Genomic DNA, 14,374 nt, shown 5'->3' on the forward strand with positions numbered 1-14,374 from the left:
ATGTATAAATATCTAAAAGTTGAACAATAATGTTAGAGAAAATTAGCAGTAATAAAATGTTTGGTGGCGTACAAGAACATTTTCAACATCATGCTGAAAGTCTAAAATGTCAGATGCGTTTCGCTATTTATTTACCTGAAGGTGCCAGTAAGCATGCACCGGTACCTGTTTTATATTGGCTTTCAGGACTGACCTGTACCGATGAAAATTTTGTACAAAAATCAGGGGGACAGCGTATGGCATCGGCACTCGGTATAGCTATCGTTTGTCCAGATACTAGCCCGCGCGGAGTGGGTATCGCCGACGATGAAAACCAGTCTTACGATCTAGGATTAGGTGCAGGTTTTTATATAAATGCCACCGAGAAACCTTGGTCAACTCATTATAAAATGTATGATTATATTGTTAACGAATTACCAGTGTTAATTGCAGCAAACTTTCCGGTATCAAACAAAAAATCGATCAGCGGCCACTCAATGGGTGGGCATGGCGCATTAACAATAGCGCTTAAAAATCCTGATAAATATTGTTCGGTGTCGGCCTTTAGTCCGATCGCTAATCCAATTAATAGCCCTTGGGGGCAAAAAGCGTTTAGTGCTTATTTAGGCAGTGATAAAACACTATGGCAGCAACATGATGCTAGCGTGTTGATGAAAGCAAGTACACAGCATGTACCAGCATTAGTTGACCAAGGTTTAGCCGATGATTTTTTGCAAGAGCAACTTCAGCCAGAATCATTGATTTCAGCGGCGCTGAGTAATAACTACCCACTGATACTTAACCAACATCAGGGATATGACCACAGTTACTTTTTTATCGCCAGTTTTATTGAAAGTCACTTATGTTTTCATGCGAAACACTTGGGACAATCTTAATGTTCACGGTTATTTCACCTGAGCACTTTAAAACTATCCCATGGAAAAATGGCCAAGGTGAAACCATTGAATTGGCGATTAATGACGGTGGTACTTTAGCTGACTTTATTTGGCGCTTGAGTATGGCGAATGTTGTTGAGGATGGTTTTTTTTCTGATTTTTCAGGTTATCAACGTAATCTTGTTCTTATTGCCGGTAAAGGTATTAATTTACAACACGATGACAATAAAATAGACACGTTGCATCATCTACTTGATGTGGCTAATTTTGACGGTGGCTGTCGCACCATTGGAAACTTACTCGACGGTGAAATCACAGATTTTAATGTCATTACCGATAAAGAAAAGTGCTCAGTGGTTGTTGAAACCTTTAAAGAACAGCAAACACTTGAGGTTAACCCCGCAGATTTATGTTTCATTTATAGTTTATCGGGCGCGTTTCAGCTGACGTCTTATCAAAATCAACAAATAATAAAAGCCAAACATTTATTAAAATTGAGCGCGGCAAAAGCGGGTGATGTCACTATTACCGGTCAAAAGCTGATTGTGGTTTATTTAACGTTAAACACTTAGGCAAAATTTAGTGACAGCAGGTGTTTATCGCTGAAAAGAGTCATTTAAACTTTTATTTCAGCGATAACATTTTTTCTGTTTTAGAGTATGGAGATATTAATAAAAATCCAATGCCCAGGATGTTAAAATGAAAGCACACCATTTAGTCAAAGTATTCGCCTTGCTGCTGATATTCTCACCGTTTGTTCATGCTGAGAATACTGCTGACAATAGCCGAAAGCTACCTATCGATGAAAGCTCAACCACTAAGCATAGTACTAAGGTCAATGGGAAAAAATTTGATTACACTGCCACTACAGGTACCCAACCCGTATGGGACAGTGAGGGTAACCCAACCGCCAGTTTATTTTACACTTATTATCAGCGCAGTAATGTTAAGCATAAAAGTTCTCGGCCATTATTGATTTCTTTTAACGGAGGACCGGGTTCTGCATCTGTTTGGATGCATGTTGCTTATACGGGACCGCGGGTTTTAAATGTTGATAACGAAGGTTATCCATTACAACCTTATGGTGTTAAGAGTAACGATTACTCAATTCTAGATGTTGCTGATATTGTTTTTGTTAACCCAGTTAATACTGGTTATTCACGAGTTTTACCCGACAAAGAGGGCAAGATGCCTTCGAAAGAACAACAAAAATCGATGTTTTTTGGTGTCAATGCCGACATCAAATATCTAGCAGACTGGGTAAATACTTTTGTGACCCGGAATGAGCGCTGGCGTTCACCAAAATATTTAATTGGTGAAAGTTATGGTACTACCCGTGTTTCAGGCTTAGCGTTAGAACTACAATCACGTCAGTGGATGTATCTAAATGGCGTGATTCTTGTGTCGCCAACCGATATTGGTATTAAACGTGACGGGCCGGTAAAGGCCGCAAATCGCCTACCTTATTTTGCAGCTGCTGCCTGGTATCACCAAGCACTAAAGAGCGATTTACAGCAAAAAGACTTATTGGATATTTTACCTGAAGTTGAAAAGTTTACTATTGAGCAATACATACCCGCACTCGCTAAAGGTGGCTTTATTAGCACAGCAGAAAAACAGGCGATAGCTGAAAAGGTCTCTTATTATTCAGGACTTTCGGTCACTGAAGTATTACGCAGTAATTTAGATATTAGCGCTTCCTATTTTTGGAAAGAACTATTACGTGACCGTGAGCAAACAATCGGTCGTTTAGATTCACGTTACTTAGGTATTGACGAGAAAACAACCGGTTCACGTCCTGATTACAATGCGGAATTAACGTCATGGTTGCACAGTTTCACGCCCGCTATTAATTATTATTTACGCGAAGAGCTAAACTATAAAACAGACATTAAATATAATATGTTCGGTGATGTACATCCGTGGGATCGCAGTAACAATAATACCGGTAAAAATTTGCGTTTAGCGATGGCACAAAACCCTTATTTAAATGTCATGTTCCAATCCGGTTACTACGATGGTGCGACTAACTATTTTGATGCCAAGTACACTATGTGGCAGTTAGATCAAAGTGGTAAAATGCAAGACCGTTTGTCTTTTAAAGGTTACCGTAGTGGTCATATGATGTACCTTCGCTATGAAGACTTAAAAGCGGCAAATGATGATATTCGTCAGTTTATTAAAGCGTCTTTACCTGATAATAAACAAGCTGCTAAATATCAAGCCGCTTCGTCACAATAAGTTGCCTTAGTATGTGAAAGTAAGCCAATTAAGTTATTATTTATAACTTAATTGGCTGATATGTTATTCCTCTTCCTCTACTTCCTTAGCCCCTTTTCCTGCATCATTTTTCTTATAAACCTGCTCCATAATAGGTTCAAAAGAGTTAGGGTGGATATTACCAATAATATTGACAAATACCGCCTCATTGTCTGAAAGTGACAGTACAACTAAACCATCAATTATTTCACCGTTTGACTTGATAAACATCAGTGAGTAATCAGTTGATTCATCATCATTCACTCTTACTACATGTTGCCAACCATCAGCACGTAAATTAGCTTGAGTTTCAGCGAAATTGTCTTTGAATAACTCACTGTTTTTTTCAACGTTATAAACACTTATACGAACCCCGTCTACATCATCCAATAAAGCATCAATTTCAGGGTCTTCATCGGCATCAATAACCCAACGTGCTGTGCCAATAGCTAATGGGCCTAAAGACAAGTTTATTTCGCTGTCAGCTTGCCACCAATAAGGTGATTCAATGTCAGCATAGCCAGCATGACGGTGAAGTCCCCCTGCGGTAATGCCGCACCCGGTTAAGAAAAAGCTCGCTGCAATTGCAAATAGCAAGGTCGCTTTCTTTAAAAAATGATGTGATAGTTTCATGGTTTACTCGTTACTTTAAGTCAATATCGATATTAAGTGATTTGGTTACTTTATTAATTTGTGCAGGGTCTATTTCGCCAACAATGTTAATGAATACCGCTTCTCGACCGTCCTCATCACTTTTATTGTTAATAACCATAACCACTAAACCGTCCATAAGATCATCGGTGATTTTGGTGAAAACCCGTACCTTCTCATCTTCTTCATTGACCGATACAATAGGTAACCAGTTTTTAGATTGAATATCTTTGCTGACTTTTGCAATTAAATCTATTGCCGGTTGGTCGCTACCTTTCATATTATAAATTTGTACACGAACGGCTTTTAATTTGCTGATTAATTCTGACGCTTCTGGGTCAGACAGATTAATTTTGCTAATAAAACCTAACATGGTTTTATTTAAATTAACCATCACTTTAGGCTCGCCATAAACAGAATTAAGGCTGGCAAAGTCTACATAACCTCGTTCTTTAGTAATGTCGTCGGCAAAAGCTGAGCTGCTCATTAATAATGATGAACTAAAGAAAATAAGTGCTAATAATAATTTTTTCATGATGTTTCCTTAAAATGATTAAGCGGTTTAAATAAACCTTGGTTCAATGGTTGTTGTATATTTTCGTCAAATGTTTGTTTTATGTGCTCTGTAGATATCTTTTTAGCGAATGATATATATTGCAAAGCGACGGCTAACTCTTGTTGAGCATCTTGTATTTCTGCGAGTGATGGTTGTTCATTTTTAGGATCACTTAGTATATTGGTGTTAAGTAAAGCGACAGCGGTAACGGTTGCTGCTAGCGCACTGAGTTTTTTCCAGTGAGGTGTAAAGTAACCAAAAACCACATGACTGTTTGTTTTAGTTTTACCAATGCCCAGTAACTTGTTTTTAAGATCTATTGATAAAGGCTGCAAACCTATATCATTTAGGTGTTGTTCAATATGTAACGCTTGTTCCAACTCAGCCATTTGTTGATTACTGAGTTGGTCATTATTTAATTCACTGTTCTCGGACAATGCTCTTGCTAGCACGCGGGTGTCAGCTGAAATATCATTGTTCGCTAAAAAATTATCTAATGGTTTCTGCCATGATTCTTTATTATTCATGGGTATACTCCTTTAAATGATTTCGCAATTCACGTCGTGCACGATGTAAATAGACTTTTACTTGGCTGGTGGTTAGGTTAAGTGATTGAGCCACAATACTTTGGCTGTTTTGTTGCACATCACATAGCATAATCAACGAGCTATAAGGTTCTTTTAAACAAGAAATCGCCTCGCTTAACCAACTACTTAATTGTTGGTGCTGTAAATTCCCTGCTGGTTCTTCATGTTTTTTTGTCACTTGATGCTCTTCTTCTACTTGACTGAATTCCTTACGCTTACGTAATTTATCAATACAAGCATTGCGGGTTACCGCAGAGAGCCAAGCCGATACTTTTTCAATATCTACTTGTTCAATGTTATGCCATAAACGCGTAAAAACATCTTGTGTAATATCTTCCGCTTCATGTTTATCACGTAAAATATACAAGGCTAACGAATAGATCCGTTGCTGATGTTGTTCGAGTATTTTATTAAATTTATTTCCTTTCATAGTTATAATTACGCACCACTTTGCGAAAGGTTACAAATTAATTATCTTATTTTTAATTTATCACTAACAAGTGTGATTAAAACGATTGGCATGATAAGCAAGTTTAATAAGGCCAGTAGACCCAAAGTAGTGGAGATACAGTTGTTAAGCATCTTGTTATAGCCAAAAATGAGTCAGCGAATAAAATGAGATTATGTAGAAAACTTTTATATATAAGGTAGATAGAGTCAATTAAATACGACGTTAAGTGATTACCATTATAATTGTGGCATGTGATTTTTTAGATTTTACTGAATTTTAGACATAAAAAAAACCGATGAAAACAAGTTCATCGGCTGGATAGCTTTGGGGAAGCTAAAATATAAAATTATTACAACAGGTGTTCACTAAAAGAGAACAAAAACATTATAGAGTAACAACTCTATAAGTGTAAAGTAAAAAGTGAAGTAATTACTCAGTTTTTTTGTTTTTTAGAGTTTTGGCCATTTCAGACTATGTATGGGTCTTCACAAATGATGAGAAATGCGTCACGAGATGAGAAAATATAATAACTAGTTTACAATTTGAATAGGTATCACTAGTGAGATCCTTGGTCATGAAATGAGATTGATGTGCCTGACACAATATTCACTAATGCCACACTGAAGACATTAGCGATTTATTCGAAATGAAACATTTAGCAGAAATTTTATCTAAAATATCAGTTTAAATTTTAATCAGTGAAACATCACATTTAGCATAATTTGCAACACCATTTGCTGTTGAACCAATCAAAGCATGAAGACCTTTTTTAGAATGGGTACCAAGAATAATTAAATCTGCATTTTTTCTCTCTGCGAGTATGCAAATTTGCTCGTATGGTTTTCCAAACGTAACCGTGACATCTTTCTTTGATATACCTAAGGATGAAGCTTTTGCTTCAATTGAAGGTAATGCACTTTCTTTTAATTCTTTTTGATAATCTTTAGGAAGTAATGTGTATGGGATGATATGAGTAACAAACAATTTAGCATTGTAAATTTGAGACAACTCATGGGCTTTTGAGAGTACTTCCAGTCCTTCATCACTAGCTTCTATTGCGCAAATAATAGTTTTATACATAAATAGCTCCATTAATATTTTTTTGGTTAATAAAATAATAACTGATTTTATATAACATTGGCTAAAATGCAATATTTGAAAACATATTACAGCTCAAATTGTTGATCCTATTTGGATAGATATCACTAGTGATATCATTGAAATCGAATGAGATTTAAACATTATCTTAATATTCACTAATGTCATTTAACTGACTTGGTTTTTTAGACCTATAACGTCAGCTATGTGTTAGTAATCTGTCATGAATTGCGAGATGAGTTTGTTGAGATATTTAAAACTGAACATAATAGTTTTGCATATAAAGAAGATACTTGGGTTGAATTTTTAGGTTTTAAAATTAATTTTTAAACTTTTTGGTATAAATTTCTTTGATTCTGAAGCATATGAGGCAGGGAGTGAAATTTTCACATATAAACTTGAAAAGCTTTACATTTCTGAATGATTTGGAGAGTTTGATTAATAAATTGAAAACATTACTGGTTCGCCATTTACCGTAGAAGTGCTTTCGTATAAACGTTTCAAATGTATGGCACAAGTATCGTATACAAATATTGAAGATGGTAGGATTTTGGCGCTGGATAAGGCTTATATGGTTTTACCTAGCTCTAAAGAAAGAGTATGTACAGGCTCTCGATTTATCAGTGTAAATGAGAGATATTTGATTACAGCTCAACGGTAAATCTAATTTGCGCAAAGCACTAATATTCTCATTTTGTTTCATCAAGCTTGTTTAATATTTGTATGATTCGGTCATAAACGACGTCTGTAAGTGTTAATGTGTTATCGCCAACCGTATTGACAAATTGAATCACCACCGTATCAATGTTTTTGTGATAGCGCGCTATGCTGTAATAGCCTAATACCCAGCCTGTATGCTCATATTTATAAATTGATGCATATATCTCTTGCTCGGCGTCAGTGAATAATCTGCCATCATTTAAGGCTCTAAGAAAGATGCCTACATCTTCAGCTGTTGCAATATAACCCTGATTAAGCTCTTTAAAATCGTTGTTGTAGCCAACGTAATAACCACTCATCAGGTCTTGTAAATCAATATCTTTGATGGAAAAGAAAGTTCGCTTAAGGCTAAGTGGTGCTAATATCTCATTGCTAATAAATTGTCTGTTATCATAACCAAGTACTTTAGTCATTATCTTGCCAAGCAGCAGATAATTAGTATTGGAGTAGCTATAATCACTGTCTGGTTTAAAATCGGCAGAGCTATCTAAAACTAGATTCAAGTTGTTATCCCCGCCAATCGAGCGCTCTGACCAAGAAAAATCATTATGATCCGTGTAATTAGGTATGCCGCTTCGATGCTGTAGCATCATAAGTAATGTTATTTGATCAGCATATTCTATGCGTCCTAAGAGTGATGGTAGATAATCTGCTAGCGTATTATCCAGAGACAGACTGCCCTTAGCGACAAGTTTTGCTACTGCGGCTGCATTATATAATTTTCCGATGCTGCCTATTTTGAAGAGCGCCTTTGGGTCTGCAGGGATTTTTTTATCTCGATTATGCCAACCACTGGCATAAAAATTGGCTTTTTGTTCTCCCTTTTGAACATAAACAATAATGCCATCTAAGCCATGATTAACCGTATCATTAACCTGCTGTTCAACGGTCAATGGCAGAGGAGCAAAGTAATAAATTGCAGCCTGCCAAGGGGCGAATATGTAAATGCTGCTAACCGTGACAATCGCTGCTATTACTCTCATTATTAGCTTTTTACTATGTTTCATTTTTACTCTATTTTTCGATAAATTCAGATGAGTGTCACTATTTATGATGACTTATAATAGTGCACAATCAATAAAAGAAGTAGTAGTTGCCACTTGAAGGACTTATATTAAACGATAGTTACAAACTCGGGCATATCATAATCTGCCCTGGCTTATTATTGCAATGTGCCCAATACGAGCTCTTTACACTTATCTTTTTATTTAACAGGCAGACATTAACCAAAATTATTAATCTATTTACCTATAGGTAAAACCAATATAGCCGCTTAAGACCTTACGAGTTGGGCTGAATTCCCCGTAACTTTTGCTTCATAAAATCGATAAAGATGCGGTTTTTATTTGGTAAATATTTACTTTGTACATATTGTAAACAAATATCACCTTGGTAATTACCTTGTAACCGCCAATCTTTCAAAAGCGGAATGAGCTTGCCACTGCTAATACCCTGTTGCGCGATATAATCAGGTAGAGAACCAATACCAAAGCCCTGTTCAATAGCATCTCGACGCATTTCACTGTGGTTAAGTAAATAGGAACCAGTGACTTGTACGGTTGTTTTTTGATTTTTTTGACTAAACCGCCAACGGCTATCTGACATGTTTTCACCTAAGCAAAGACAGGGTAAATCTTTTAAGTCGTCGGGATGTGTTGGCAGCACATGGTTAGCTAGAAAATCAGGACTGGCACATAGCACTTGTTCACTGCGACCAATTTTAACGTTGACCAAAGCTTCAATCGGATTGTCATTGATATGAATTAAGAAATCAACACCGTCATGAATAGGGTCTAAAATCCGGTCGGTTACTTTTAAATGCAATTGAATATCAGGGTAGCACTTTAAAAACTCAACAAAGAGTGGTCGCAATACCCGATTGGCGAGCGATTTCGGTGCCGCCACTCTCAACAAGCCACTAACCGTCGATGTTGTCGAGCTACTGGCATTAACGGCTTGCTCTGCAGACTCTATCATCTGTTTACAATAATTAAAGGTTAATGTTCCTGACTCTGTTAACGCTAGTTGCCGTGTAGTGCGTTGTAATAGTTTTATGCCTAGAGCATCTTCTAATCGGCTAATTTGACGACTAACCGCTGAGGGGGTTACCCCCAGTTTTATTGCCGCTTTACTAAAGTTGCCCTGCTCAACGACAGTTACCAAAATAGCCATGTCAGACAATAAGGGGATTAGTTTATTTGTGTCCATTAAGCACAAGTCCTTTTACAAATAGGTGTATTGTTTTAAATTTCTCATAGATTAACATAGCCGCACAGTAACAAGTGAGTTGCTACGAAACTATTTTAAATGATGAGAGAGAAATATGGAGTTGTTAATAAGTACTTATATGACAGAAATTATTGCAGTAAGCACCATCGCTATTTTTATGGCTATGCTACCTGGTGCTGATTTTGTCATGGTGACTCGCACGAGTATCTATAATGGCCGTTTATCAGGTTTATATATGAGCTTAGGTATGTGTTTATCGGTTTGTATACATGCTAGCTATTCGATTGCAGGATTAGCTGTTGTGATTGCAAATTCAGCGTGGTTATTTTCGACAATCAAATATTTAGGCGCGGCTTACCTTATCTATATTGCTTGGCAGTTATTAACAACACGCGATCTGTTAAATAATGATCAAAACAATCAAACCTTAGCAATGTCGCCCTTAAACGCGATGCGTCGAGGCTTTACTTGCAACATATTAAATCCTAAAACATCTATCTTCTTCTTAAGTATTTTTACGCAAGTGGTTTCAGTAGATACCCCAGTGATAATGCAAGTCAGTTATGGGATGATTATTATGTTGGCTCATTTTATTTGGTACAGTGGTGTGGCTTTATTGTTATCACATCCTAGTATAATGCCTAGCTTCAATCGTCAAAAAAAGAAGATAGATAAAGTGGCAGGACTGATATTGATGATAATAGCCGTAAAGCTCATTTTAATGAATGCGGTTTAAGTAAACCTGCATCCTAGGTTGATTTTGCACGCTATTGCATAGTGATAATGTGCGCAATCTGACCAACCGGAGTTAAATCTTGAGACTTAATTTGTGGACGTAAAGTCGTTCTGTATTTATTTAAGTCTGCCAACTCACATCAGGCCTCCAGTGACTAAGCCAAGCAGGAAAGTCGCTGGCAGGCATAGGTTTGGCAATGCCGTAACCTTGGGCTAAATCACAACCCATTTTTATTAGAGCTGTGCCATGTTCTACCGTTTCTACACCTTCAGCAATTACCTCACGTTTGAATGATTTAGCTAAGGCTATCACACTCTCAACAATGGCCAGATCATCAGCGTTATCCAACATATCACGGACAAAACTCTGGTCTATCTTAATCAGGTTGGCAGGTAATCGTCTCAGGTATGTCAGGGAAGAATAGCCAGTACCAAAATCATCTAAGGCAAAATTTACACCTAGCGCCAGACAATCAGTCATTATATCTGAAATATGTGCTACATCATCCAAGGCACTTGTTTCCAAGACCTCTAACTCTAAATAGCGGGGCTCTACATGAGGGTGTGCTGCTAAAAGCGCGGTTAATCGCTGAGTAAATTCAGGTTGCTGTAGCTGTACGGCTGCAATATTTACGCTAGTGTTGACAGGGATATCAACACCCATTGCTAACCATTGGCTGATTTGTGTCAGGGTGGCGTCAATAACCCACTCACCTACTTCAATCATCATAGGATTACTTTCAATGATAGGTAAAAATTCTATTGGATTTAATAGTCCTCGTTCTGGATGCTGCCAGCGAATAAGTGCCTCAGTACCGATCACCTTGCCTGTGCGCATATTCACCTTGGGCTGATAATGGAGTACAAATTGCTGATTATCTAATGCGCTGCGAATAGCTTCTAAGCTTTCCCTTCTTATTTTAATCGCGTCATCTTGAACCGTATCAAATAAGTGATAACGATTCTTCCCTGACTCTTTAGCCACATACATGGCTTGGTCTGCATGGCGCATGAGTAAATCAGCATCGACATTATCTTGAGGATAAAGGGTTACACCAATACTAGCTGATACATTTAAAACCACATCACCTATTGTGGCAGGCTCTGATGCGGCCAATAAAAAGCGTTCTAATATCGGCTCACAATCATCAACGGTCGTTAAATCAGTCAACACAGCAACAAATTCGTCACCACCAATACGAGCTAAGCTATCGCCTTCACGTAACGCCGCTTTCATGCGAGCAGACAGTGTAATCAACAACTCATCACCCACATCATGTCCATGAGTATCGTTGACATGTTTAAACCCATCTAAATCTAAAAACACAACAGCGAGTGACTTCCCGTGTCGTTTGCAGTGCAACTTGGCTTGAGATAATCGGTCTGACAGTAATACGCGATTGGGTAAATTGGTGAGTATGTCGTAATGGGCAATATGCTCCAATTGGTCTTGATGCGCTTTCATTGGAGTGATGTCGTAACCTAGAGCAACATAATGAGTAGTAACACCATTTTCATCACTTACTGCACTGATCGTTTTAAATTCGGCATATATTTCATCATTTTTTCGCCTATTCCATATTTCGCCAGACCAATAGCCTTCTTTGAGTAAGGCTTGCCACATCTCCACGTAAAACTCAGATGATTGTAGTCCAGATTGGAAAATACGTGGGTTGTTGCCCATAGATTCTTCAAGGCTATATCCTGTGGTCTTTGAGAAGGTATGATTAACATCAAGTATTACGCCTGAAGCATCGGTGATAGCGATGCTTTCACGTGCGTGCGTAAATACGCTGGCGGCAAGTTTAAGTTTTTCTTCTGATAGTTTACGTTCAGCAAGTAGCCTTGATTGTTTAATGGCACTAAAACTCGACGTTGAAATAATGTCGGCAAGTTTGGCATAAAAATGCATTCCTTTAGACACTTCTTCATGGGTAAAACGAGGGACTTTATCTAATGCGGCAAGGTAAGTTTTTTCGTCAAAACCATAACGCTTTGCTTGCGTTTTAAATAACGCAACATCGGGAACTTCATCCTTATAAAAGAATTGGCCAATAAAAACATTACCGAGGTGCTTGCCTCCTATAATAATGGGAGTGGCCATGTCCCACATATTATTCTTACAATGGTATGCCTTAAATTTACCGTGTTGTATTCCTAGTGTGAGAATCGTATCACTTTCAATGCAATTTTTTCTCGTTTCATGGTTACAACGATGAAATTGATTACAGATATCCTGCCAACCAACAGCAACTAAAACATTCCCTTTAATATCAAGTATCGCGCCTAACATGCCAGTGAGGTGATAAAAATCATCCATCAAAGATTGAAGTACCTCAGCATCAATGATGTCGGATAATTCTAATGCATCAATGTTAGCATCGGGCTCTAATATTGCTTTTAGCTTTTTTCGAATAGTGGCTTCGCTTTGGCGTAAAGTATCTTCTGCATTTTTACGCTCAGTAATATCCTGGATAAAACCAGTCATTATTTGGGGTATTCCATCACTGTTAGTGACAACTTTACCTCGAGACTCTATCCAGCGCTCTTCTCCATCATTGGGTCTAGTAATTCGATATTCGACATGATGCTCATGACCACTAGAGAAACATGCCTTAACGGATGCAATAAAGGTTGGGAAATCACTTTCATTAATAACATCTCTTAATGTTTCTACGCCAGCGTTAGACTCTCGAACGAGTCCAAATAAAGTATACATTTGATCAGACCAAGAGGCATTTTCCTGATCAGAATATAACTCCCAAGAACCTATTTTTGCATAAGCTTGGGCCTCTTTTAACTTAGACTCACTTTTTTTAAGTTGTACCAAAGAATTTTTATAGTTAGTAATATCTCTGGCGACACCTAATATGCCGATTAAGTTACCATCACTATCTTTTATCGGTGTTTTTATTGTTTCGACAATTTCACTGCGGCCATCATCTGCAAAAGTAAGTGACTCTTCATTGATAATCGATCCATCTGCAAGCATGGCATTCTTATCATCTTCCTGAAAAAAATTGGCAAGTTTTTTATCTACAAAATCATTATCAGTCTTACCTATAATGTTACCTTCTTGCTCACCAAACATTCTTGCAAATTTAGAGTTGCAGAAAAGATAAACACCTTTTTTATCTTTTAGCCAAATCATATCTGGCACAGTATTGATCAATTTATTTATCAGTGCTTGGCTTGATTCTAATTCTCTATAAGAGTTTTTTAGTATTCGCTGTATCGATTTTTCTGCGCTTATATCCTGAAAAATACCGACTAGTTTAGCTATTTTTCCTGCCTCTTTTTTTACTATGCAGGTCGTTCTTACATCAATTAATTTTCCCTTTGTGGTGTATGTTTCTAATTCTAAATCATAGCCTATCCCTTGGTTAATCGCGGCATCTAAAGCTTTTGTAATCATGTGTTTTGATTTCGGCGAAAAGTAATTTACACCGGCATCTACCGTAGGATTAAATTCTTCCGGAGATGTTTCATATATACGATAAGTTTCTGCTGTCCAAAATAAATCACCTGATAGTAAATCTAACTGCCAGCCACCTACTTTTGCGATTTTTTGAGATTCATCTAAAAGATGGCTCGTTGTTATTATTTTTTGATCATTTAGCTTTCGTTGAGCAATATTTTGATGAATACCTATCATGCGTTTAGGTAAACCATTTTCATGCCATTCAATCGTTTTACCGGTCGCTAATACCCAAACATATTGCCCTTGTTTGTGCTTCATTCGTACTTCTACTTCAAAGCGCTTATTTTGTCCTTGAAAGTGCTTTTCTAAAAGCTTATTTGCTATGATAAAATCTTCAGGATGAATATACTCAGTCCATTTTTCAAATTGAATGGGTTGTAATTCTGTTAAACTATAGCCAATAATATCAGCGCAGTCGCCATTAAAAAAAATCTCACCCGTTTGAATTTGCCAGTCCCAAAGACCTACTTCTGTAGCTTGTATAACTAATTCAAGATGTTCTAACTTTGATTTTTCAGATTCTTGCATAGAATCAAGATTCCTATAAGAGCGTATTGGTAAATATATGAACAAGACTAAGTAAGATAACTTAAGCATCTAAAAAAAAATTTATTACAGATCAATAAATTGCTGTATTTACAATCATTTCTTCTTGCGTAATTTACTGATTTTTTATGGTTGTTTTTATTGTTGGGGGATTTATATTAATAAATTGGCTTACTGAAGCGCTCA

At 37.1% G+C, this 14,374-nt stretch carries 12 protein-coding genes; 4 read left to right on the top strand and 8 right to left on the bottom strand.

The window, feature by feature from the left end:
* Window positions 1-29 precede the first annotated feature (29 nt).
* From fghA to ESZ26_RS09195, 3 genes are all read left to right on the top strand, one after another.
* Window positions 30-875: an S-formylglutathione hydrolase gene (gene fghA, locus ESZ26_RS09185; protein ID WP_190278361.1), complete on the top strand. Its 846-nt coding sequence runs from the start codon at window positions 30-32 to the stop codon at window positions 873-875.
* A complete protein-coding gene (locus ESZ26_RS09190; protein ID WP_146796744.1) occupies window positions 875-1,447 on the top strand; it encodes a HutD/Ves family protein in 573 nt (190 codons plus the stop codon). Before fghA ends, ESZ26_RS09190 begins: the two co-directional genes overlap by 1 nt.
* 127 nt (window positions 1,448-1,574) lie before the next feature.
* The gene (locus ESZ26_RS09195; RefSeq protein WP_146796747.1) at window positions 1,575-3,116 is read left to right on the top strand and encodes a S10 family peptidase; all 1,542 of its coding nucleotides are present in this window, start codon (window positions 1,575-1,577) and stop codon (window positions 3,114-3,116) included.
* A gap of 63 nt (window positions 3,117-3,179) precedes the next feature.
* On the opposite strand, the gene ESZ26_RS09200 is transcribed toward ESZ26_RS09195, so the two are convergent.
* From ESZ26_RS09200 to ESZ26_RS09230, 7 genes are all read right to left on the bottom strand, one after another.
* Window positions 3,180-3,767, bottom strand: coding sequence for a DUF4252 domain-containing protein (locus ESZ26_RS09200; protein ID WP_146796749.1), 588 nt, complete (start codon window positions 3,765-3,767; stop codon window positions 3,180-3,182).
* 10 nt (window positions 3,768-3,777) lie between these two features.
* Window positions 3,778-4,320 (bottom strand): DUF4252 domain-containing protein, encoded by a 543-nt coding sequence (locus ESZ26_RS09205; protein WP_146796752.1) that lies wholly within the window; start codon window positions 4,318-4,320, stop codon window positions 3,778-3,780.
* On the bottom strand, window positions 4,317-4,868 hold the full coding sequence (locus tag ESZ26_RS09210) for a hypothetical protein (RefSeq protein ID WP_146796755.1): 552 nt from the start codon (window positions 4,866-4,868) through the stop codon (window positions 4,317-4,319). The genes ESZ26_RS09205 and ESZ26_RS09210 overlap by 4 nt, the downstream gene beginning before the upstream one ends.
* On the bottom strand, window positions 4,861-5,358 hold the full coding sequence (locus tag ESZ26_RS09215; protein ID WP_146796758.1) for an RNA polymerase sigma factor: 498 nt from the start codon (window positions 5,356-5,358) through the stop codon (window positions 4,861-4,863). Before ESZ26_RS09215 ends, ESZ26_RS09210 begins: the two co-directional genes overlap by 8 nt.
* 705 nt (window positions 5,359-6,063) lie before the next feature.
* Window positions 6,064-6,459 carry a universal stress protein gene (locus tag ESZ26_RS09220; protein ID WP_146796762.1) on the bottom strand — a complete coding sequence of 132 codons (396 nt, stop codon included), beginning with the start codon at window positions 6,457-6,459 and terminating at the stop codon, window positions 6,064-6,066.
* A 707-nt stretch (window positions 6,460-7,166) separates the two neighbouring features.
* A complete protein-coding gene (locus tag ESZ26_RS09225) occupies window positions 7,167-8,204 on the bottom strand; it encodes a serine hydrolase domain-containing protein (RefSeq protein ID WP_146796766.1) in 1,038 nt (345 codons plus the stop codon).
* A gap of 274 nt (window positions 8,205-8,478) precedes the next feature.
* A complete protein-coding gene (locus ESZ26_RS09230; protein ID WP_146796769.1) occupies window positions 8,479-9,405 on the bottom strand; it encodes a LysR family transcriptional regulator in 927 nt (308 codons plus the stop codon).
* Window positions 9,406-9,520: 115 nt separating this feature from the next.
* Here ESZ26_RS09230 and ESZ26_RS09235 point away from each other — a divergent pair, with 115 nt between their 5' ends.
* The gene (locus ESZ26_RS09235; RefSeq protein ID WP_146796772.1) at window positions 9,521-10,162 is read left to right on the top strand and encodes a LysE family translocator; all 642 of its coding nucleotides are present in this window, start codon (window positions 9,521-9,523) and stop codon (window positions 10,160-10,162) included.
* Between the two features lie 120 nt (window positions 10,163-10,282).
* On the opposite strand, the gene ESZ26_RS19335 is transcribed toward ESZ26_RS09235, so the two are convergent.
* Window positions 10,283-14,170 carry an EAL domain-containing protein gene (locus ESZ26_RS19335; RefSeq protein WP_190278362.1) on the bottom strand — a complete coding sequence of 1,296 codons (3,888 nt, stop codon included), beginning with the start codon at window positions 14,168-14,170 and terminating at the stop codon, window positions 10,283-10,285.
* Window positions 14,171-14,374 lie beyond the last annotated feature (204 nt).

It is taken from the genome of Colwellia hornerae (genome assembly GCF_007954355.1).
GTDB lineage: Bacteria > Pseudomonadota > Gammaproteobacteria > Enterobacterales > Alteromonadaceae > Colwellia_A > Colwellia_A hornerae.

What these genes read in the sequence shown, in the direction of transcription:
- fghA (WP_190278361.1), top strand. Translation starts at nt 30, where the DNA reads ATGTTAGAGAAAATTAGCAGTAATAAAATGTTTGGTGGCGTACAAGAA.
- ESZ26_RS09190 (WP_146796744.1), top strand. Translation starts at nt 875, where the DNA reads ATGTTCACGGTTATTTCACCTGAGCACTTTAAAACTATCCCATGGAAA.
- ESZ26_RS09195 (WP_146796747.1), top strand. Translation starts at nt 1,575, where the DNA reads ATGAAAGCACACCATTTAGTCAAAGTATTCGCCTTGCTGCTGATATTC.
- ESZ26_RS09200 (WP_146796749.1), bottom strand. Translation starts at nt 3,767, where the DNA reads ATGAAACTATCACATCATTTTTTAAAGAAAGCGACCTTGCTATTTGCA.
- ESZ26_RS09205 (WP_146796752.1), bottom strand. Translation starts at nt 4,320, where the DNA reads ATGAAAAAATTATTATTAGCACTTATTTTCTTTAGTTCATCATTATTA.
- ESZ26_RS09210 (WP_146796755.1), bottom strand. Translation starts at nt 4,868, where the DNA reads ATGAATAATAAAGAATCATGGCAGAAACCATTAGATAATTTTTTAGCG.
- ESZ26_RS09215 (WP_146796758.1), bottom strand. Translation starts at nt 5,358, where the DNA reads ATGAAAGGAAATAAATTTAATAAAATACTCGAACAACATCAGCAACGG.
- ESZ26_RS09220 (WP_146796762.1), bottom strand. Translation starts at nt 6,459, where the DNA reads ATGTATAAAACTATTATTTGCGCAATAGAAGCTAGTGATGAAGGACTG.
- ESZ26_RS09225 (WP_146796766.1), bottom strand. Translation starts at nt 8,204, where the DNA reads ATGAAACATAGTAAAAAGCTAATAATGAGAGTAATAGCAGCGATTGTC.
- ESZ26_RS09230 (WP_146796769.1), bottom strand. Translation starts at nt 9,405, where the DNA reads ATGGACACAAATAAACTAATCCCCTTATTGTCTGACATGGCTATTTTG.
- ESZ26_RS09235 (WP_146796772.1), top strand. Translation starts at nt 9,521, where the DNA reads ATGGAGTTGTTAATAAGTACTTATATGACAGAAATTATTGCAGTAAGC.
- ESZ26_RS19335 (WP_190278362.1), bottom strand. Translation starts at nt 14,170, where the DNA reads ATGCAAGAATCTGAAAAATCAAAGTTAGAACATCTTGAATTAGTTATA.